22 protein-coding genes are annotated in these 18,597 nt (G+C 60.0%); 12 read left to right on the top strand and 10 right to left on the bottom strand.

All coding sequences use genetic code 11. From position 1 onward, the window contains the following. Positions 1 to 117: 117 nt before the first annotated feature. The 4 genes from T363_RS0106475 to T363_RS0106460 all read right to left on the bottom strand — a co-directional run bounded on the left by T363_RS0106475 (position 118) and on the right by T363_RS0106460 (position 3,801). Positions 118 to 825 carry a response regulator gene (locus tag T363_RS0106475; protein ID WP_031474368.1) on the bottom strand — a complete coding sequence of 236 codons (708 nt, stop codon included), beginning with the start codon at positions 823 to 825 and terminating at the stop codon, positions 118 to 120. Continuing rightward, positions 822 to 1,904, bottom strand: coding sequence for a sensor histidine kinase (locus T363_RS0106470; RefSeq protein WP_242840241.1), 1,083 nt, complete (start codon positions 1,902 to 1,904; stop codon positions 822 to 824). Before T363_RS0106470 ends, T363_RS0106475 begins: the two co-directional genes overlap by 4 nt. 336 nt (positions 1,905 to 2,240) lie before the next feature. Continuing rightward, entirely contained in the window at positions 2,241 to 2,663 is a 423-nt protein-coding gene (locus tag T363_RS0106465) for an HIT family protein (protein WP_031474364.1), read from the bottom strand. 67 nt (positions 2,664 to 2,730) lie between these two features. Next, positions 2,731 to 3,801 (bottom strand): FkbM family methyltransferase, encoded by a 1,071-nt coding sequence (locus T363_RS0106460; protein WP_031474362.1) that lies wholly within the window; start codon positions 3,799 to 3,801, stop codon positions 2,731 to 2,733. A 147-nt stretch (positions 3,802 to 3,948) separates the two neighbouring features. Between T363_RS0106460 and T363_RS0106455 the strand changes: the two genes are divergently transcribed. Continuing rightward, a complete protein-coding gene (locus T363_RS0106455) occupies positions 3,949 to 4,548 on the top strand; it encodes a hypothetical protein (RefSeq protein ID WP_031474360.1) in 600 nt (199 codons plus the stop codon). Continuing rightward, entirely contained in the window at positions 4,548 to 5,411 is an 864-nt protein-coding gene (locus T363_RS0106450; RefSeq protein WP_051643140.1) for a hypothetical protein, read from the top strand. Before T363_RS0106455 ends, T363_RS0106450 begins: the two co-directional genes overlap by 1 nt. A 267-nt stretch (positions 5,412 to 5,678) precedes the next feature. On the opposite strand, the gene T363_RS0106445 is transcribed toward T363_RS0106450, so the two are convergent. Genes T363_RS0106445 through T363_RS0106435 form a run of 3 tightly spaced genes read right to left on the bottom strand, consistent with a single transcriptional unit; the run spans position 5,679 to position 8,141 of the window. Next, positions 5,679 to 6,656, bottom strand: coding sequence for a carbohydrate kinase family protein (locus tag T363_RS0106445; protein WP_031474356.1), 978 nt, complete (start codon positions 6,654 to 6,656; stop codon positions 5,679 to 5,681). Between the two features lie 20 nt (positions 6,657 to 6,676). Next, a complete protein-coding gene (locus tag T363_RS0106440; RefSeq protein WP_031474354.1) occupies positions 6,677 to 7,201 on the bottom strand; it encodes a M48 family metallopeptidase in 525 nt (174 codons plus the stop codon). Further along, the gene (locus tag T363_RS0106435) at positions 7,194 to 8,141 is read right to left on the bottom strand and encodes a DMT family transporter (RefSeq protein ID WP_078096938.1); all 948 of its coding nucleotides are present in this window, start codon (positions 8,139 to 8,141) and stop codon (positions 7,194 to 7,196) included. The genes T363_RS0106440 and T363_RS0106435 overlap by 8 nt, the downstream gene beginning before the upstream one ends. Positions 8,142 to 8,227: 86 nt before the next feature. On the opposite strand from T363_RS0106435, the gene selD reads away from it, so the two are divergent. Then, entirely contained in the window at positions 8,228 to 9,268 is a 1,041-nt protein-coding gene (selD, locus tag T363_RS0106430; RefSeq protein WP_031474350.1) for a selenide, water dikinase SelD, read from the top strand. Here selD and T363_RS0106425 read toward each other — a convergent pair. After that, positions 9,255 to 10,406 carry an aminotransferase class V-fold PLP-dependent enzyme gene (locus tag T363_RS0106425; RefSeq protein WP_031474348.1) on the bottom strand — a complete coding sequence of 384 codons (1,152 nt, stop codon included), beginning with the start codon at positions 10,404 to 10,406 and terminating at the stop codon, positions 9,255 to 9,257. The two genes, selD and T363_RS0106425, sit on opposite strands and share 14 nt — an antisense overlap. Before the next feature lie 113 nt (positions 10,407 to 10,519). Here T363_RS0106425 and yedE point away from each other — a divergent pair, with 113 nt between their 5' ends. From yedE to yqeC, 4 genes are read left to right on the top strand one after another with little or no spacing between them, the layout of a single operon-like run. Then, entirely contained in the window at positions 10,520 to 11,611 is a 1,092-nt protein-coding gene (gene yedE, locus T363_RS0106420; RefSeq protein WP_031474346.1) for a YedE family putative selenium transporter, read from the top strand. After that, positions 11,608 to 11,820: a sulfurtransferase TusA family protein gene (locus tag T363_RS0106415; protein ID WP_031474345.1), complete on the top strand. Its 213-nt coding sequence runs from the start codon at positions 11,608 to 11,610 to the stop codon at positions 11,818 to 11,820. The genes yedE and T363_RS0106415 overlap by 4 nt, the downstream gene beginning before the upstream one ends. Beyond that, entirely contained in the window at positions 11,817 to 12,044 is a 228-nt protein-coding gene (locus T363_RS0106410) for a putative Se/S carrier protein (RefSeq protein ID WP_031474344.1), read from the top strand. Before T363_RS0106415 ends, T363_RS0106410 begins: the two co-directional genes overlap by 4 nt. An 18-nt stretch (positions 12,045 to 12,062) precedes the next feature. Continuing rightward, the gene (yqeC, locus tag T363_RS15080) at positions 12,063 to 12,773 is read left to right on the top strand and encodes a selenium cofactor biosynthesis protein YqeC (RefSeq protein WP_051643139.1); all 711 of its coding nucleotides are present in this window, start codon (positions 12,063 to 12,065) and stop codon (positions 12,771 to 12,773) included. A gap of 347 nt (positions 12,774 to 13,120) precedes the next feature. On the opposite strand, the gene yqeB is transcribed toward yqeC, so the two are convergent. Further along, entirely contained in the window at positions 13,121 to 13,969 is an 849-nt protein-coding gene (gene yqeB, locus T363_RS0106395; protein ID WP_034971873.1) for a selenium-dependent molybdenum cofactor biosynthesis protein YqeB, read from the bottom strand. An 11-nt stretch (positions 13,970 to 13,980) separates the two neighbouring features. After that, positions 13,981 to 14,331, bottom strand: coding sequence for a winged helix-turn-helix domain-containing protein (locus T363_RS0106390; RefSeq protein ID WP_051643138.1), 351 nt, complete (start codon positions 14,329 to 14,331; stop codon positions 13,981 to 13,983). A 256-nt stretch (positions 14,332 to 14,587) separates the two neighbouring features. Between T363_RS0106390 and T363_RS0106380 the strand changes: the two genes are divergently transcribed. Genes T363_RS0106380 through modA form a run of 5 tightly spaced genes read left to right on the top strand, consistent with a single transcriptional unit; the run spans position 14,588 to position 18,594 of the window. Next, the gene (locus tag T363_RS0106380) at positions 14,588 to 15,613 is read left to right on the top strand and encodes a molybdopterin-binding protein (protein WP_031474334.1); all 1,026 of its coding nucleotides are present in this window, start codon (positions 14,588 to 14,590) and stop codon (positions 15,611 to 15,613) included. Between the two features lie 17 nt (positions 15,614 to 15,630). After that, entirely contained in the window at positions 15,631 to 15,882 is a 252-nt protein-coding gene (locus tag T363_RS0106375) for a hypothetical protein (protein ID WP_031474332.1), read from the top strand. Then, positions 15,875 to 16,852, top strand: coding sequence for a GTP 3',8-cyclase MoaA (moaA, locus tag T363_RS0106370; RefSeq protein WP_031474330.1), 978 nt, complete (start codon positions 15,875 to 15,877; stop codon positions 16,850 to 16,852). The genes T363_RS0106375 and moaA overlap by 8 nt, the downstream gene beginning before the upstream one ends. Positions 16,853 to 16,854: 2 nt before the next feature. Next, complete coding sequence (locus tag T363_RS0106365) at positions 16,855 to 17,787, top strand: MOSC domain-containing protein (RefSeq protein ID WP_031474328.1); 933 nt, start codon at positions 16,855 to 16,857, stop codon at positions 17,785 to 17,787. A 12-nt stretch (positions 17,788 to 17,799) separates the two neighbouring features. Continuing rightward, complete coding sequence (gene modA, locus T363_RS0106360; RefSeq protein ID WP_031474326.1) at positions 17,800 to 18,594, top strand: molybdate ABC transporter substrate-binding protein; 795 nt, start codon at positions 17,800 to 17,802, stop codon at positions 18,592 to 18,594. Positions 18,595 to 18,597 lie beyond the last annotated feature (3 nt).

Raw genomic sequence — 18,597 nt, 5'->3', positions numbered from 1 at the left:
TTTCCTCTGCGGTTCAACAGAAAGCCGAACCGGCATCATACCGATCCGGTCCGGCTGCTGATCTTTGGTTGTGCCGCCCCCTTCTCCCCGCCATACGGCAGGCTGATAGGCCGGCGGTCACTCGTTTTCCGCTAACCGATAGCCTACTCCCACTTCGGTAAACAGATACTCGGGTTCTGCCGGATTTTTTTCGATCTTCCGGCGTATATTGGCCATATTTACCCGCAGAATTTGATTATCTCCTCCTGCGCGCGGCCCCCACAGCTCCTTGATAATATAATCATAAGTCAGCACCTTGCCCGCAAACTTGCCGAGCAGTGCCACAATGCGGAACTCGCTGAGCGTCAGATGTACATTTTCCCCGCGCACGATCACCTGATGTTTGTTGTAATCAATCGTCAGTTCCCCAACCGTATACGTACCCTGTCGGGCGATCTCACTGCTGGGTGATGTGGTGCGCGTATGCCGGATCGCGGTACGCACCCGAGCCAGCAATTCCGCCGTACCGAACGGCTTGGTCAAATAATCATCCGCACCGAGATCCAGCGCCTCCACCTTATCGTGCTCATGCGTGCGGGCCGATACCACCACGACCGGCAGGCTGGACCAGGTGCGCAGGCTGTTCAGCACCTCCAGCCCGTCCATATCCGGCAAACCCAGATCCAGAATCACCAGATCCGGGCAGTGAGAAGAAAGCATGGTCATCGCCTCTGCTCCGGTGCGTGCGCGGATCGTTTCATATCCGTTAGATGTAAGGATCGCGGAGATAAAATGCGCAATGCTCTTCTCATCCTCCACAATCAGCACTTTTTCCCGTATCGTCATACTTCCTGCCACTCCTTTTCGGAAAGCGGCAGCCTGAAACTGAACTCCGCTCCCTCTGATCGATTTTTCGCATCCATCGTGCCGCCGTGCACCCGTACAATCGCCATGCAGACAGACAGGCCAAGTCCCATATTACGCTTTCCGTCTCCCGAAGCAGTTTCACTGCGCTTCAGCGTGCCGTCGAACAGTTTTGGCAGTTCCCCTGCTGGAATGCCCGCGCCGTTATCCTGCACTACAAAACGAGCATATGCACCGTCCCGCTCTACCGATAGACGAATCTCCGTTGTGGTTTCACCATGTATTACAGCATTTTCCAACAGATTGCTCAATACCTGCTCGATTAGGATCGCGTCCATAGGTACGATCAGCACCTCATCCGGTACAACCACTGTAAGATGTACATCCGGAATCCGCTTACGGAACTTACGCGCCACTTCACCGATAATTTCCTCCGCTGCCTCGGACTGCTTGGATATCTGTGCCTGCGCATCCCCAATGCGTGTGATGGACAGCAGATTCTCCACCACACGGATAAGCCACTGTGCCTCGTCCCGCGCATCCTGAATCAGTTCGCACTTATCAGCTTCAGACAGTTCAGGATTTTCCAGCACGGCCGAAGTCGCACCGACAATCGATGTCAGCGGCGTACGAATATCATGCGAAACTGACCGCAGAAGATTCGCCCGCATTTTCTCTTTTTCTCCTTCTGTCCGCAGCCGTTCCTGCTTTTTAATCTTGGTTGTCATTGTGCAGGTGACCAGCGAAACGCCCAGCATCGTCAAAAACGTAAGCGGATAACCTGACAGCGTAAAATTGAACTCCCAATATGGATAGGTGAAAATGTAATTGATACCGATTACGCTCAATACCGCTGCGATCGTTCCAAACAGATAACCGTTGGTAAAACGTGAAATCAGGAGCACCGCCAGCACAAACACCGGCGAGGCAAAACCGTCCGTGCTATCCGCCATGCGCAGCAGGATGCAAAGCTCTACAGCACAAGCAAAGATACCTAAAAAAATCAGAAAGTCCCGAAACGTAAAGGTAAACAGATTCTCTTTGGCTTTTTTCTTCTGCAAGCAAGCTCCCTCCCCTGCCATCGGCAATATTACACGATATAGTATAGCATAAAAACCGTTAAAATACCGTTAAAGACCGTTTAACAGTTTCTGAACGCTCCGGGCATTCATCTTGTCAGCCTTTTTACAAAAAGCACCTGTTGCTTAACAGCGGGCAAATTGCTGCCTCAATCTGCCGCGTTTACCGAATATCAGTACCTTCAGTCGCTCTGCCTGTTGTTTTTCTGCATAGCCGGAGCTGATCTCTCCCAACAGCACAAAAGCTGAGGATGTATACCCCAGCTTTTGTATTTTGTTCTGTGTATCGCCGCGTTTTACAGCAGCGCATGGACGCTGTCAGATATGCAGTTCGTTCTTAAGCGCTGCGATCATCTGCTCGTATTCCTCGTCCTTCAGGTATACAGGCTCCGGATTGGTGATGGCAAAGCTGCCGCCGAATTCAAAGCCGCCCTCATACTTGGGCACGATATGGAAATGCAGATGCGGGTTGCTGTCGCCATACGAACCGAGGTTGAGCTTGGTGCAGCCCCACAGCTTTTTGATCGCGCCCGAAGCCGCCGCCAAGTCAGCACAGAAATCCGTGCGCTCCTGCGCATCGCACTCGCACAGTTCCTTTTTGTGCGTACCCAGCGCCAGCACACAGCGGCCCTTGTGCGCTTGATCCTTAAACAGATACAGCGTACCCGCCTTCATATCGCCGACCTTGAACATAATCGCCTCGCGGCCCTCATGATGCTCATCGCAGTAAAAACATCCCATTGTTATCCTCTCCTTACATAATGGTACCTTTATTATACCGCTGTATCGCGGGTATTTCCAGCATTTTTTACCGAGGGACTGCATATAAATTCGTGTCCCATGCCGGCACATACGGATGATGCCGCAGATACAGCCGGTACGCCGGACACATGGCATGCACAAGCAGCGGCAGCTCAAAAAAGTCTGCGCTGCGATGATAGGCCGCGATATTGAGCTTAGGCTGCCATATCCGGATGGTCTGCGCCGCTCCGCGGAGCGCTTCACGCTCCGCCCCCTCCACATCCATCTTCAAATAGGTACATGGACGGCCGTGCAGCACGCTGTCGAGCGCACGCATCTGCGTTTCCCGTCCCTGCGCCGCTACGCGCGACTGCCGCCCCGCCCGGTCGGTAAAGTGCTGTATCGTATCCGATGACCACGCACCCGCCTGCACCAGCTCCACCGCACCGGACAGGTGCGCCTCTGCCCATGCAGACAGCTTGCGGAAGCTGCGCCGATCCGGCTCGAGCGCCGTAACCGAGGCAAATCTGCCATCCGTATAGTGCAGCAGCTCACGAATGGTATCTCCGTTGTATGCACCCAGATCGGCAAAATGCTCTTGCTCCCCCAGATGCAGCACCGTGCGGAAAATCTCATCCTTCCCGGTTTCGCTGCCGCGCAGATACCGCAGTCGCCCGGACAGCTTGAACTGTACCGTATCCGCAAACACCCGGCGGGACTGCTCATCCGCCAAAAGCGCATACGCCTGCCCGATCGCATCCCGGTTTGTCCGCACAAAGTCCGCATCAAATATTGGTCCGGGCACGACCGGCACATCCGGCGCAACCACATCGAACCGCGCATCCAACGCATACATTTTCTCCAATACCTCGGGGCGCTGGCTCGCAAAACACAGGACGATCACAATATCCTCCCCAAACCGTTCCAGCACCTCAACCAGACGCATCACGCGAAATCCGTGAAAGCTGTGGCCGCGCACAAACTCATCGCTGGCAAATACTCCGGAGGCACGGATCCCGCACCGATCAAACTGTTCCAGCATTTTATCCGCACCATCCCCCATGCCGTACAGCACGATCGGACGTGTTTCCTGCTGCAGCCGTTCCCATACCGGCTGCTCCATTTTTGTATACTCCATCGTTCATTCTCCCTTTTTACTGTAACGTCAGGCTGATACTGCCGCCCGGCAGCGCCGAAAAATCTTTTCCGCCGTGTGTTTTTCCCTTGCGGTTTACACCGCCTTACAGTATAATCAAATTATCATGAGAAAAGGAGGCATTTGCCCATGTCCAAACCAAACGGAATCCTCGCAATGTCTCCCGACCAGTATCGTGAAATCGACGGCGTTGTGTTCGATCTGGACAGCTTTGCCAAGCACTGCGGCCCGGCAGAAACCTCGCAGCCGGATACCGTCCCACCGTCGGAAGCGGATGCCATTCCAGCTCCCGCAGGCATTCTTGCGCTGGATCCCGCGCACTACCGCGCACTCGACGGTGTCGTGATGGATCAGGACAGCTACGAACGGCACTGCTGTCCCCCGCCCGCACCCAAACCCGCCGCAGCAGAACCGGAAACAGCTGCCCCGCATGGTGTATTCGCCTGCGATCCTTTCCCGGCGGGCTGGTATCCCACAGAAAACGGCCAGCCCCCTGTCCCGCGGATGGGCGGCGCACTGCCCCCCGCCGAAGTGATCGAACAGGACGGGCATACCGTTACCGTGATCCGCACCGTAATAGTGCGCAGCGGATCCGGGTCAGGCTCCGGTTCCTACCTGACTTCATACACCACCTCTTACCGGACGAGCCGCACCGGCTCCGGATCAGGGTCTTATCGATACGGTTCCTGCACTTGCATGGCCGGCGGCTACGGATTGGAGCTGGTTTGATGCTGCATGCCTTTCATTCCAACTGGACCCGTCCCTTCTTTGTCCGCAACCCGCGGGGGAGCTATGCGATTGAACCGTTTGAACTGCTGACGACCGCACTTTCCGCCCTCACTTGGCGGCGGGAAAACGGTACCATCCGTATGATCTGTGATTCCGAGGCCCGGCGCTACTACCAGTCGCTCGGCCTCTCTTTTTTATGGGATGGCGGTATCCATCCCCTGCTGGATGCGATCCCGGATGATGTAAATGCCATGGCCTTCTGGGCAGCAGGCAAATTATATGCGCTTTCCGCCATGCCGAGCCCCTGCGTGATGATCGACACCGATCTGATCTGCTGGAAGCCGCTCGCACCCCTGCTCAACGGACTGGATGCCGCCGCCGTCCACCGGGAGGACATCATGCCGGACATTTATCCCGGCCCGGCTGCCTTCCGCTGCACGCAGGGATTTGACTTTGACCGATTTGACTGGTCGGTGCAGCCCTTCAACACAGCACTGGCCTATTTCGGTGAGGACAGCTTCCGCCGATATTACACGGATACCGCGATCGACTTCATCCGCCGCTCCCCGCAGGCAGACGATGTGCTTACGTATATGGTTTTTGCCGAGCAGCGGCTGCTGGCCATGTGTGCCCGGCAGCGAAGCATCCGCTCCGCCGCGCTCAGCGATCTGCCGTCGCTGTTCGGCGGGGAACAACAGGGTTATTTTACCCATGTTTGGGGATTCAAACAGCAGATGCGCGATGACCCCCTCCTGTATGAAGATTTTTGCCGGCGCTGCGCCGCCCGGCTGTCGCGGGATTTTCCCGAAGCCGCCGCACAAATCGCCGCGATCCCCACGCTGTCCCCTTATTTTACCGCATAGCGTTCTGCCGGCATATACCGACAAGCTGCACCCCATCAGGTGCAGCGACAGTCTCTCGATCGAAACCACGCTTTCGATTGAATTTGCGACTGCGAATCGCGCCCTTCGGGCACAATTCTCCGTCGTCTTGTATAAAAACCCACGCACATGTCGCGGGTTTTTATGAAAACTGCAGCAGGCTGCAATTTTCTATTTGATGCGCGCTGCCGCGCGTGTTGCTCACGCTCAATAACAAAATACTTTTTCGACAGACTGAGCTGCACCCCGTCAGGTGCAGTTTTTTTCATCCGGATACGCCGCCCGCAATTCCTCCATCGCCGCCATAACAGCGCCCTTTTTCTGCACCGTCAGCGAGGCGTACCGTGCAGAAAAGGTCAGGTATGCCGTCAGCTGCGCCGCGGACAATGCCGTGAGCATATCCGCCGTCACACCATCCCGCGCAAGCTGATAGAGGAACGCGCCCGCAAAGGCATCCCCCGCACCGGTGGTATCCGCCACCGGTACGGGAACCGCCGGGATGCACGCCTGCGTCTGCGGCGTGTAAGCTGCCGCTCCCGCCGCCCCGCGCGTGACCAGCAGCAGGCGGCAGCCCTCGGCAAACAACCGTTCCGCTGCGGCGCACTCTTCTGTGCACCCGGTCACAAATTCCAGTTCTTCATCCGACAGTTTGACCAGATCGGCACAGGGTAAAAAGGCGCGTATCGCCGCCTGACAATCCGCCGCGCTGCCCCACAGCGGCAGCCGCACATTGGGATCGAACGAAACCAGCGCCCCGGCCTGCTTTGCCAGTCCGATCGCGCGCCGGTGCGCCTGCCGCACCGGCCAGTCTACCAGATCGACCGAACCGAAATGCAGTGCGGCGCTGTCCGCAAACATCGCAGGGGTGATCTGACTTTCCTCCAAATACAAATCAGCCGAAGGATTCCGGTAAAAAGAAAACGAACGGTTGCCCGCTGCATCCAACGAGACAAACGCGAGTCCGGTATTCGCCTGCGCCGTGCGGAACACACCGGCAGTATCCACCCCGGCCTGACGCAGTGTTTTAATGATATGGGTGCCGAACGCATCCTCCCCCACCTGCGAGAGCATGGCCGACCGGCCGCCCAGCCGGGCGACTGCCATTGCTACGTTGGCTGGTGCGCCGCCCGCCACCCGCTCGAAATGCGTCACCTCATCCAACGCGCAGCCCTTCTGCTGCGGTACGAAATCGATCAGCAGTTCACCGATTGCAATTACTTTTTTCATCTTGCCGCCCCACTTCCGTCTTAACTCTCCCCGTCCCGCAGCAGTGCACGGCGCTGCCGCCAATCCGGCAGATACCGCTCTACCAACGCCCAAAACTGCGGGCCGTGGTTTTTGTGTACGATATGCGCCAGCTCATGCACCACAACGTAATCCACCGCAGCATCGGGATATGCCATCAGCCGCCAGGAAAAGCACAGGCTGTTCTTTCCGCTGCATGAGCCGAACCGCGTCCGCGCCGCCGTGATCCGCACCCCGGTGGGCGATACCCCCATAATCCGGGCATACCGCGCAACCTTGGGCGGCAGCTCCTCCCGCGCACGGCGCTGCCATGCGGCGCACTGTGCCGCATCCGGCTCAGGATGCGCCTCTCGTCGAAGACGCTGCCGTTCCTGCGCACGGGCGATCCATGTGCTGTGTGCCTGTACGAACCGGTCGATCTGCGCCTGCGGCAGGTGCGCCGGCGCACGCACCACTACCTGTCCGTCGCGCTGCACCTCGACCGCTAACGTCCGCCGCGCCGACCGCTTCACAACATAATTATCCACGCGCCTGCTCCCGGCTCTCCAATGTGCGGTTGTAGAAAAACATCCCAACCGATACGCCGCAGATCACCAGATAGCCCAACACACTCCACCCGTCCGGGATCTGCCGGAACAGGAAATAGCCCAGCAGCGCAGAAAATAACACCTGCGTATAGTCAAACACCGAAATTTCCTTTGCCGGGGCATGCGCATACGCCAGCGTGACCCCGAACTGACCCAGCGCTGCCGCGCCGCCCGCCCCCAACAGACAGGCAACCTGCCCCGCCGTCATCGGATGAAAATCCAGCAGCATGAACGGCAGGCAGGCCAATGTGGAAAACGCCGAGAAAAAGAATACGATCCGCGCGCTCTTCTCTCCCTTTTTCGTCAGCGCACGCACCGCCGTGTACGCCGCACCCGCGCCCATGCCGCCCAGCAGCCCAATTAGCGCCGGAAAAGCCGCAGAGGAAAAACCCGGCTTGACGATCAGCATACTGCCGCCGAACGCCGCCAGAACCGCCAGATACTGTACTGCATTGGCACGTTCCTTCAGCAGGATTAAGGAAAATAAAATTGCAAAAAACGGCGACATTTTATTCAGGATATTCGCATCCGCCAGCACCAGATGATCGATCGCATAAAAATTGCAGAAGATTCCCAGTGTGCCGCAGACAGACCGCAGCAGCAACAGCGGCAGACTGCCCTTTTCCCACCGAAAGCCAACCCCCTCGCGCAGCAGCACGACCGCCGCGACCGCCATCGCTACCACATTGCGGAAAAACGACTTTTGAAAAACCGGCAGATCGCCCGCCAGCCGTACAAACGTACTCATCATGGCAAAACCGAATGCCGAAAGCAGAATAAAACCGATTGCCTTGCTCTTATTGGACAGCACCGTCCGTCCCCTCCTTATTTTTCGTTCCGCTTTATTGTAGCACAGCCGTCCCCTGCTGTAAAATCCCATTTCTTGACGTTTCCCGGCGAACATGTTATCTTTTTAGAAGTATAACGGGCGGCCGCCGCCGACAGAGCCGCCGGGGGAGGAATGCTATGGAACCCGATATCAAACTGACCAAACTCGCCGACTGTGCCGGCTGCGGCGCCAAGGTAGGTGCAGGCGTACTGGCACAACTGCTCGAGGGACTGCCCGTCCACCGCGATCCCGCGCTGCTGATCGGCTTTGACAAAAGCGATGACGCTGCCGTCTACCGCCTGTCGGACAACCTTGCATTGGTGCAGACCGTGGACTTTTTCCCGCCCATCGCAGACGATCCCTATCTGTTCGGGCAGATTGCCGCTGCCAACGCCCTATCGGATATCTATGCCATGGGCGGTGATCCCAAGCTGGCGCTCAATCTGCTTTGCGTACCAAAAGACATGCCGGACAGCGCCGTGCACGACATTCTGCGCGGCGGCTATGACAAGGTGTACGAGGCCGGCGCTGTCATCGCCGGCGGTCACAGCATCCACGATGCCGAACCCAAATACGGCCTGTGCGTGACCGGCCTGATCCATCCCGACCGCGTACTTTCCAATGCCGGGGCGCAGGCGGGCGATGTGCTGTTTCTCACCAAACCGCTCGGCGCAGGGATTCTGACCACCGCCGCCAAAGCCGATCTCTGCCCGGCCGATGCGCTGGCTGCCGCCTATTCCCGCATGACGGTGCTCAACAAAGGCGCACGGGATGCCATGCAGGGACTGCGCGTGCACGCCTGCACGGATGTGACCGGCTTCGGCCTGCTGGGTCATGCGCTTGAACTGGCACAGACCAGCGGCGTGCAGCTCACCCTGCATACCTCTGCCATCGCCATCCCGCCCGAAGCGCTCGCACTTGCCCGCATGGGCCTGCTGCCCGAAGGGATGTACCGCAACCGCCGGTTCGCAGAGCACGCCGTTGCGGCGGAGCAGATCGAGCTTGCCGTGCAGGACGCCTTGTATGATCCGCAAACCTCAGGCGGCCTGCTGATCGCCGTTGACCCCGCGGACGCCGATGCACTGGCTGCCGCGCTGGCACAAAACGCCGTTCCCTGCGCACAGCGCATCGGTACTGCACAGCAGTATGCGCAGGGCGCACATATCATCCTGCGCTGACCGCCGCAACCGCTTCCAGCGCCCGGTCGATTTCGGCTTCCGTTGTAAACCAACCGGCCGAAAGCCGCACGGTTCCGCGCGGAAACGTGCCGAGCGTGCGGTGCGCTCCCGGCGCACAGTGCAGCCCGCAGCGGGTCAGGATACCATAATCCTCTTCCAGCCGAACGGCAGCAGCGGCGTTATCCTGCCCCCCAAAATCCAGACTGAACACCGCTACGCGCTGCTCCGCTGTATCCGGGCCGAGCAGCGTCACACCGGGTATCGCACGCAGCCCCTCCAACAGACGAACGGACAAGGCGCGCTCATGCGCGTGGGCCGCGGGGATCGTGACCTGCTCCAGATAGTGCAGCGCCGCCTCCCACCCGAACACGCCGGGCAGGTTAGGGGTTCCCGGCTCCAAACGGTCGGGCATATAGGCGGGAATTTCCTCGCTGTCCGACATGCTGCCCGTCCCCCCACTGACGATCGGCTCCAGCTCCGCCGCCAAGGCCGGACGCAGCAGCAGTGCGCCGATCCCCTGCGGCCCAAGCAGGCCTTTGTGCGCGGGAACAGACAGCGCGCTCAGCCCCAGCGTATCAAAATCGACCGGCAGATGCCCCGCGGTCTGGGCGGCATCCAGCGCAAACGGAACGCCGTGCGCCGCACAGATCCGTCCCACAGCCTGCGCATCCTGCACCGTTCCGGATACATTGGAAGCATGCGCCAGCAGTACGAGACGGGTATTCGGACGGAACAAATTTTCGATCTGCTCCATGCACAGGCGGCCTGCCGCATCGCAGGGGATACGGTCAAACGCTACGCCGCACTGCGCCAGTTGTGTCAGCGGCCGCATCACCGCATTATGCTCCATAGCAGATACGATGCAGTGATCGCCCGGGCGCAGCAGCCCGCGCAGCAGCATATTCAGCCCCCATGTATTGCCCGGCGTCAAAACGACATGGGTCGGATCTCCCAAGCCAAACAACCGCGCCAGGCGCTGCCGCAATAGCAGTGCCGTCATACCAGCCTGCTGTGCCGCGTCATAGGAGCCGCGATTGATATTCGCGCCGATCCGATCCACATACTGCCGCATCCGTTCTCCCACGCACGGGGGCTTGGGGAATGAAGTTGCGGCATAGTCCAAATACACTGTCTGCATACTGGCGCCTCCCAAAAAGTAGTGTGTTCAGTGTAACATACCGACAGGAAAATGTAAAACAGCATCCCCTTCCGCCAACATGGCGGCCATCACAAAACAAAGGAAGATACACAATGGATAAAACGAAATACTGGGTGGTCGGCGCCGGCATTGCCACCGGCCTTGCAGCGCTGCTGCTCACCGCGGCAGGCAATCCTGCCAACATGGGCTTTTGCATCGCGTGCTTTATCCGCGATATTGCCGGCGGATTCGGACTGCACAGCGCAGATAAGGTGCAGTACCTGCGTCCCGAGATCGTCGGTCTGGTGCTCGGCGCCATGGCAGCCGCACTCGCCGGGCGGGAATTCCGCGCCCGCGCCGGATCATCGCCCGCCGTGCGGTTTGTGCTCGGCATGATCGTGATGGTCGGCGCACTCGCCTTTCTCGGCTGCCCGCTGCGCATGGTCATCCGGCTGGGCGGCGGCGATCTGACCGCGGTCAGCGCCCTGCTCGGCTTTGCCGCAGGGATCGGCGTGGGGGTCGTGTTCCTGAGGCGCGGCTTTTCGCTCGGCCGCGCCTATCCCGCCAAACGGGCGGACGGTTTTGCCCTGCCGGGCTTTGTGATCGCCGTGCTGGCGCTGCTGCTCACTGCCCCGGCTTTTATTCACTTTTCGCAGACCGGCCCGGGAGCCAGCCATGCCTATTGGCTGATTTCACTCGGCGGCGGCCTGTTGGTCGGCATTCTGGCGCAAAAAAGCCGTCTGTGCATGGCAGGCGGGCTGCGTGATGTGTTTCTGTTCCGCGATTTTCACCTGCTGCGCGGGTTTATCGCCATTTTCCTCACCGTGCTGCTCGGCAACCTGCTCATGGGTCAGTTTCAGCCCGATCTTGCGGTGCAGCCGGTCGCCCATCACGATTATGTATGGAGCTTCCTCGGCATGGCACTTGCCGGTTGGGGCTCGATCCTGCTCGGCGGCTGCCCGCTGCGTCAGCTCATTCTGGCCGGGGAAGGCAACGGCGACAGCGCCGTAACCGTTTTCGGCATGCTGACCGGTGCGGCAATCGCCCACAACTTCGGCATGGCCGGCAGCGCCGACGCCATGAAAGACGGCGTATTCACCGCAGGCGGCGTACCGTCCGCCGGCCGGGCCGGCATTCTGATCGGACTGGCTCTGCTGCTGCTCATCTCACTGACCAATCTGCATAAGGAGGATCCCACAAAATGATCGATGCAAGAGGATATTCCTGCCCCATGCCTGTTGTCATGGTGCAGAAAGCCGTACAGAAAGACGCGCCTGCTTCGCTGGAAGTGCTGGTAGACGATCCCTGTGCCGTGGAAAACATCACCCGCTTCGCCCACAACCATGGCTATCAGGCCGCCGCACAGGAACGGGACGGCGGTGCCTTCTCCCTGACCCTGACCAAACAGCCATGAACGAATATCTCGCCACTTTCCACACCCATCTGAGCGCGATGCTTAGCTATCAAGCGCTGCGGCAGGCCGGACACACCGCAAAAATGCAGCCCGTCCCACGGGTGCTCAGCTCTTCCTGCGGTACCTGTGTGCGCTTCCGCGCGGACAGCGACTGCCGTTCGCTCCTTGACGCGGATGCGGAAGCCCTGTATGCCGTGCAGGAGGAGCAATTCTGTCTGCTCTGACGGGAGGAGGTATAGCATATGGCTCCCCTGCTGGCCGTCATCGGCGCAGGCGGAAAAACCACCGCGCTGCGCTGTCTGCTGCCTCACCTGACCGGGCAGCATGTTCTGCTCACAACCACCACGCATATTTATCCGCTTGCGCCGCCGCACACCCGTCTTTTGCTCACCGACCCGACCGAACCCGCACTGCTGGACGCGCTGCGTGTGCCCGGGGCGGTCTGCGCCGGCAGACAAGCGGAAGACGGCAAGCTGTCCGCCCTGCCGACGGCTCTGCTGGAAGCAGCCCGCCGCACCGCCGACCTTGTGCTGTGCGAAGCGGACGGCGCACACCACCTGCCGCTCAAGCTGCACCGGGCCGATGAGCCGGTACTGCCCCCGCAAACCGACCGCTGCCTGATCGTTGCAGGGCTTTCCGCATGGGGGCAGCCTGTGGCACAGGCCGTGCACCGGTATGCGCTGCATCCGCGCTGGGCACATGACCCGGTACTGCCGGTCGGCGCGGAAGAAATCCTGTTTTGCATCCATGAAACGGCTGCCGCCTGCGGACTGCCGCCCCGGCAGGTTCGCATCCTGCTCAATCAAGCGGACACCCTGCTGTCTGCCGCACAGGGCGCAGCCCTTGCCGAACGGCTGACCGCCGAAGGCTTTTCCTGCCGCGCGGGCAGTTTGCAGCAGGAGGCGGATGCTCTCGCCGCGTGGATCTTGGCAGGCATATCTGCAAAAGACTGAACAGGTCAAAACAACTGCATCGCCAACCTGTTTGTTAGGGATGCTCCAAACAGAAGCAAAAAAGTCAGGCCATATGCCTGACTTGAGACTGTCGAAAAACTTTGTTTTTCCGACAATCTATGTTTGGATTTCGCCAAACATGGACGAGAAAAAGTTTCTGTACAGAAACTTTTTCTCTCTCAAAGTATAAAAGCTGAGGTACACGCCCTCAGCTTTTATGCATTTGCGCTGCAAATGCTGTTTGATGCGCGCTGCCGCGCGTATTGGTGAAACGCATCAACAAAATGCTTTTTCTGTATATATGCTGCATCTATCCTTTTATGCACGCTACCGCTTGTCTGCTGCCTTCACAGCAGCTTCACGTCCTTTTCCTGCGCAAGCGTAAGCAGGGCCTCCACTACGCCGCCGGCGATCGCACGCGCCTTATCCGATATGGTATCGCAATATGCTGCCTGCTCGGGGCGGGGATCAATATCCGCGATCTTCAGCCCCTTCGTCACCGGATAGCCTGCACGGATCAAACCACGCAGTACGCCGCTGATCGTCGCATATACCGGCATATCTCCCACCCGTGCGATCACCTGCCCTTTGGTCACCCGCGCGCCGATCTCCACAGGTTTGCCCGCCGCATCCGTCACAAAGGTCATGGTGCCGCCCGCCGGGGCGTGGATGACCCGCTCAGCCGCTGCGCCTGCGATCACGCCGGGTACCCCGGTATTGGGAATCGCGCTGCCCGCCCGGATCACACGCCCCAGATGATGCCCGCGCATGGTTTCGATCACCGCGTCCACATCCTGCCCGGCGGTGAAGCCCGGTCCAAGCCCCACCGTCACCGGCGCCATATCCCGCCCGGTCCCGAGGTTGCGCTTTGCAAGGATCGCATCCACAACCGCTGCCGGCCGCAGCGCCGCTACGCATGCCGCCTGCGGATCGATCAGCAGCGGGATCACGCCCGCCTGCGCGGCTGCCGCAGCCGCATCCGGTCGGTCGATCCGGCGGCAGCGCACGCCTTCTACCTGTGTTTCCCCCTGCCAAACCGCTTCACACAGGGCCGCACGGCGGCGGATCGCCGATGGATCGGCACATTCCGTCACCACAACCCGAAAGCCGCAGCGATGCAGCCGAACGATCGTCCCCGTCGCCAGATCTCCCGCCCCGCGCACCAGCACCCAAGGGCGTTCTGCCTGTTGTTTCATATTCATCCCACCTATCCCAAAAGATCGGAAAACTGTTCTGCTGCAAGGCGATCCAGCAAATCATGCGCCTGCCGTTCAAAGGACAGATACCGCCGCAGCAGCGCACGCCCCTTTTCCGTCAGCTCTGCACCGCCGCCGCCCGCGCCGCCGATGCGCCGCTCCAACAGCGCAAAGCCGAGCTGCTCCTCACAGGCATGCACAATACCCCACGCTTTATTATAACTCATCTGCATACGGGCTGCACTGCGGCGCAGGGAGCCAAGCTCTTCTACACCGGACAGCAGCCGCGCCACCCCCGGCCCAAACAGCTTATCCCCACGTACCAGACGCAGGCTTGCCGCTACCCGGATCTGCTCCGCCATCCTCATCGCCTCCGTTTCTGTTTACTATCATACCATAGCATCCCATCTGCTGTAAGCCCCTGCTGCACATTTCTCTGTCGGCCGCACCGTGCAATAAATGAAAAGATAACGAAAGCTTTTTCTTTTCCCTTTTTCCCCTGTTCTTTTCCTCTTTCGCGGAGAAAGAAGTTATGGTATGCTATAAGCAAACAAAACTGCACCGGCTCCGCCTGCGCCCGCTGCCACGGTTCGCCGGTCATCACAGGGAGGCACGACCATGAAACTGCTGCGCGTACAGGATGCCGTTGGGCAGGTGCTATGTCACGATATTACCCGGATCGTTCCGGGTGTGACCAAGGATGCGGTGTTCCGCAAGGGACACATCATCCGTGAAGAAGATATCCCCATGCTGCTCAGCGTGGGAAAAGAGCATGTCTACATTTGGGAAAACCATGCCGGTATGCTGCACGAAAACGAGGCGGCTGACATTCTGCGCGGGCTTTGCCAAGGCGCGCATATGCACGCCTCTTCCCCGAAGGAGGGCAAAATTGAACTGACCGCCGAAACCGACGGTCTGCTGCTCGTCGACACCGAACGCCTGCGCGCGGTCAACGCGCTGGGCGATATGATGATCGCCACCCGCGCCTCGGGCTTTCCGGTGCGGGCGGGCGACAAGCTCTGCGGCACGCGCGTGATCCCGCTCGTGATCGAAAAAGAAAAAATGGAACGCGCTGTGCAGACGGCGGGTTCTGAACCGCTGCTGCGTCTGCTGCCGTTCCGCGCCCGTCCCTTTGGCGTGGTCACGACCGGCAGCGAAGTATATCACGGCCGGATCGAGGACGCATTCACCCCTGTTCTGGTGCGCAAAATGGCAGAGTATGGCTGTCAGATGTGCGCCCACACGGTTTGTGATGATGATCCTGCGCAGATCACGGATGCCATCCGCCGCATGGCGGCGGACGGCGCCGAACTCATCCTGTGCACGGGCGGCATGAGCGTCGACCCGGATGACCGCACCCCGCTGGCGATCCGCAATGCCGGCGCGAACATCATCAGCTACGGCGCGCCCGTACTGCCGGGCGCTATGTTCCTGATGGCCTACCTGCCGGACGGCCGCCCGGTCTGCGGTCTGCCCGGCTGCGTGATGTATGCCGGACGCACGGTATTTGATCTGGTGCTGCCCCGGCTGCTGGCCGATGTTCCGGTTACTGCCGCATGGCTTTCAGGACTGGGGCACGGCGGGCTTTGTCTGAACTGCCCGGTCTGCCATTTCCCTAACTGCGGTTTTGGCAAGGGCATTTGAACGGAGGACTGTCATACATGGAATTTACCCCTACCGATCCCAACGGAAATGCCGTTATGGCAGATGTCTGCGGCGCTGCCATGAAAAGCGATACGCGCAGCGCCGTTCTGCAAATGAAGCCCCTGACCGCGGTACCTGCCGCCTTGCACACCATCTGCAATATATGCAAAGCGATCGACCGCTGCATGGTGCCTTCGGATATCCACCTGCCGGAAATGCACAGCGGCCAAAGCGTGGATTTTTGTTTTAAGGAGCACCGTCATGCGTGATGAATACGGCCGCACGATCGATTATATGCGCCTCTCCCTCACCGACCGGTGCAACCTGCGCTGCCGCTACTGTATGCCTGCCGAAGGATGCACCCTGACCACGCACACCGATCTGCTGCGCTATGAAGAGCTGCTGCGCGTTGCACAGGCCGCAGTTTCGCTCGGCATCACGCGTTTCAAGCTCACCGGCGGTGAACCGCTTGTGCGTCGGGATGCCGCAGCCTTCGTGCAGGCGCTCAAATCCCTGCCCGGGGTACAACAGGTCACGCTGACGACCAACGGCCTGCTGCTGCCTCCGCTGCTGGAGCCCCTGCTGCAAGCCGGGCTGGATGCCGTCAACATCAGTCTGGATACACGGGATAACGCGCAGTATCAGGCCATCACCCGCAGCAGGTACACCGCCGATGAGGTGCTGGACGCTGTACGCCTGTGCGCTGGACGTCTGCCGACCAAAATCAACGCCGTACTGCTGCCGGAAACCGCGACGCAGCTCATCCCGCTGGCGCGATTGGCGCAGGAACTGCCGGTTGACGTGCGTTTCATCGAGCAAATGCCGCTCGGCAGCGCGGCAGCAGCCATTCCACCGAACGAGCCGTGCACCGCTTCGATCCTCGACCGGCTGCGTACCGTCTGGCCGCAGCTTGCCCCGGTGCACCAAGCCCGCGGCAATGGCCCGGCACAGTATTTTTCCGCCCCTGAACTGCAAGGCTGCATCGGACTGATCCAAGCAGTCAGCCACAGCTTTTGCAGCCACTGCAACCGGGTGCGGCTGACCTGCACCGGCCTGCTCAAGCCCTGCCTGTGCTATGCGGAGGGTGTGCCGCTGCTGCCGCTGCTGCGCAGCGGGGCAGCCGATAACCGGCTGCGCGAGCAGATGCGGCAGGCGATCGCGCACAAGCCCGCCGCGCACTGCTTTGCCCGCCGGGAAGCCATCACCGAATATCACAACATGAATCAGATCGGAGGATAACCATGGGAACCATCATCGCCGTGTGTATCAGCAAAACACGCGGCACACAAAAACAGGCGTGCGCAAGTGCACAGCTCATCGCAGACTGGGGCATACAGGGCGATGCACACGCGGGTTGTTGGCACCGGCAGGTCAGCCTGCTTGCCGCCGAAGAGATCGACGCCTTCAATGCGCAGGGCGCAGGTGTACAGCCCGGCGCGTTCGGAGAAAACCTGATCGTCCGCGGGATCGGTCTGCGCACGCTTCCGGTCGGCACACGGCTGCGCTGCGGCAGTGCCCTGCTTGAACTGACGCAGATCGGCAAGGAATGTCATACCCACTGCGCGATCTATCAAAAAATGGGCGACTGCATCATGCCGCGCGAGGGGGTCTTTGCCCGCGTGCTCACCGGCGGCGCCGTGCAGCCGGGCGATGCCGTTGATATTGTGCTGTGCACCGCCCCCCTGCCTTTGCAGGCAGCCGTGATCACCCTGTCCGACCGCTGCGCTGCCGGCGAACGTACCGACCACAGCGGTCCCGCTGTGGCTGCACGCCTTGCCGATGCCGGTTTTACCGTTGCCGTACAGTGCATCCTGCCGGATGACCGCGCCGCACTCGAACGCACCCTGATCGACCTGTGCGACCGGCGGCAGCTCGACCTGATCCTGACCACAGGCGGCACCGGCTTTGCCCCACGGGATATCACACCCGAGGCCACGCGCGCCGTGGCCGAACGGGACGCCCCCGGCATCGCCGAGGCGATCCGCGCTGCCAGCATGCGCATCACCCCGCGCGCCATGCTCAGCCGCGCCGTATCCGTGATCCGCGGCAAAACGCTCATCATCAACCTGCCCGGCAGCCCCAAAGCCTGTCAGGAAAGCATGGATGTGTTTCTTGATCAGCTTCCCCACGCGCTCGAACTGCTGCGTGGCATCCCGCAGGACTGCGGCCGGTAAAGGAGCCTTATGATGAAAAAAACATTTTGTATCCTATTGGCTGCGGTTCTGCTTAATCTGACCGCCTGTGGCGCCCCCACTGCCGGCCACACGGCAGCACAGACCGAACTGACCGTGTTTGCCGCCGCCAGTTTGACCGAAGCCCTCACACAGATTGCAGAAAATTACCGCTCCGCCGCACCGGAGGTAACACTGCGCTTCAATTTTGACTCCTCCGGCACGCTGCAAACGCAGATCGAACAGGGCGCAGTGTGCGACCTGTTTTTCTCCGCCGGGCAAAAGCAGATGAACGCCCTTGCAGATGCCAGTCTGATCGATCCGAACAGCCGCACCGATCTGCTGGAAAACAAGGTCGTGCTTGCCGTCCCGGATGGCAACCCCGCCGGGCTGGACAGCTTAGATGCCTTGGCGAACCGTCTGCGTCAGGGCGATATCCTGCTCGCAATGGGCAACAGCGATGTGCCGGTCGGCCAGTATACGCAAAAAATCCTGCGTTATTTTACGCTGGATGAGGCCGCGCTTGCCGCCTCCGGCTGCCTGACCTATGGCACCAACGTCAAGGAAGTCACCACACAGGTGCGGGAGGGCAGCGTAGACGCCGGCATCATCTACGCCACAGATGCGTTCAGCGCCAACCTGACGGTCATAGATCAGGCTACACCCGCCATGTGCGGACAGGTCATCTATCCCGCGGCGGTCACATCTTCTTCCGCGCAGCCGGAAGCCGCACAGGCCTTTCTCACGTATCTTACCGGGGAAGCTGCAGCGGCAGAATTTGAAGCGGTCGGCTTTTCCCGCGCAGAATAAGCC

It is taken from the genome of Agathobaculum desmolans ATCC 43058 (assembly GCF_000701665.1).
In the GTDB taxonomy this organism is placed as follows: Bacteria; Bacillota; Clostridia; order Oscillospirales; family Butyricicoccaceae; genus Agathobaculum; species Agathobaculum desmolans.
The sequence above is the reverse complement of the archived record's forward strand: the minus strand, read 5'-3'. Positions and strand labels throughout refer to the sequence as shown.

Excerpts from the sequence above, each read along its gene's own strand:
- moaA (WP_031474330.1), top strand. The coding sequence starts at position 15,875 with ATGCGTGATGAATACGGCCGCACGATCGATTATATGCGCCTCTCCCTC.
- selD (WP_031474350.1), top strand. The coding sequence starts at position 8,228 with ATGGAACCCGATATCAAACTGACCAAACTCGCCGACTGTGCCGGCTGC.
- T363_RS0106435 (WP_078096938.1), bottom strand. The coding sequence starts at position 8,141 with ATGGGATTTTACAGCAGGGGACGGCTGTGCTACAATAAAGCGGAACGA.
- T363_RS0106390 (WP_051643138.1), bottom strand. The coding sequence starts at position 14,331 with ATGGCGGAGCAGATCCGGGTAGCGGCAAGCCTGCGTCTGGTACGTGGG.
- T363_RS0106450 (WP_051643140.1), top strand. The coding sequence starts at position 4,548 with ATGCTGCATGCCTTTCATTCCAACTGGACCCGTCCCTTCTTTGTCCGC.
- T363_RS0106445 (WP_031474356.1), bottom strand. The coding sequence starts at position 6,656 with ATGAAAAAAGTAATTGCAATCGGTGAACTGCTGATCGATTTCGTACCG.
- T363_RS0106415 (WP_031474345.1), top strand. The coding sequence starts at position 11,608 with ATGATCGATGCAAGAGGATATTCCTGCCCCATGCCTGTTGTCATGGTG.
- yedE (WP_031474346.1), top strand. The coding sequence starts at position 10,520 with ATGGATAAAACGAAATACTGGGTGGTCGGCGCCGGCATTGCCACCGGC.
- T363_RS0106475 (WP_031474368.1), bottom strand. The coding sequence starts at position 825 with ATGACGATACGGGAAAAAGTGCTGATTGTGGAGGATGAGAAGAGCATT.
- T363_RS0106425 (WP_031474348.1), bottom strand. The coding sequence starts at position 10,406 with ATGCAGACAGTGTATTTGGACTATGCCGCAACTTCATTCCCCAAGCCC.
- modA (WP_031474326.1), top strand. The coding sequence starts at position 17,800 with ATGAAAAAAACATTTTGTATCCTATTGGCTGCGGTTCTGCTTAATCTG.
- T363_RS0106365 (WP_031474328.1), top strand. The coding sequence starts at position 16,855 with ATGGGAACCATCATCGCCGTGTGTATCAGCAAAACACGCGGCACACAA.
- T363_RS0106465 (WP_031474364.1), bottom strand. The coding sequence starts at position 2,663 with ATGGGATGTTTTTACTGCGATGAGCATCATGAGGGCCGCGAGGCGATT.
- T363_RS0106410 (WP_031474344.1), top strand. The coding sequence starts at position 11,817 with ATGAACGAATATCTCGCCACTTTCCACACCCATCTGAGCGCGATGCTT.
- T363_RS0106460 (WP_031474362.1), bottom strand. The coding sequence starts at position 3,801 with ATGGAGTATACAAAAATGGAGCAGCCGGTATGGGAACGGCTGCAGCAG.
- T363_RS0106455 (WP_031474360.1), top strand. The coding sequence starts at position 3,949 with ATGTCCAAACCAAACGGAATCCTCGCAATGTCTCCCGACCAGTATCGT.
- T363_RS0106375 (WP_031474332.1), top strand. The coding sequence starts at position 15,631 with ATGGAATTTACCCCTACCGATCCCAACGGAAATGCCGTTATGGCAGAT.
- yqeB (WP_034971873.1), bottom strand. The coding sequence starts at position 13,969 with ATGAAACAACAGGCAGAACGCCCTTGGGTGCTGGTGCGCGGGGCGGGA.
- yqeC (WP_051643139.1), top strand. The coding sequence starts at position 12,063 with ATGGCTCCCCTGCTGGCCGTCATCGGCGCAGGCGGAAAAACCACCGCG.
- T363_RS0106380 (WP_031474334.1), top strand. The coding sequence starts at position 14,588 with ATGAAACTGCTGCGCGTACAGGATGCCGTTGGGCAGGTGCTATGTCAC.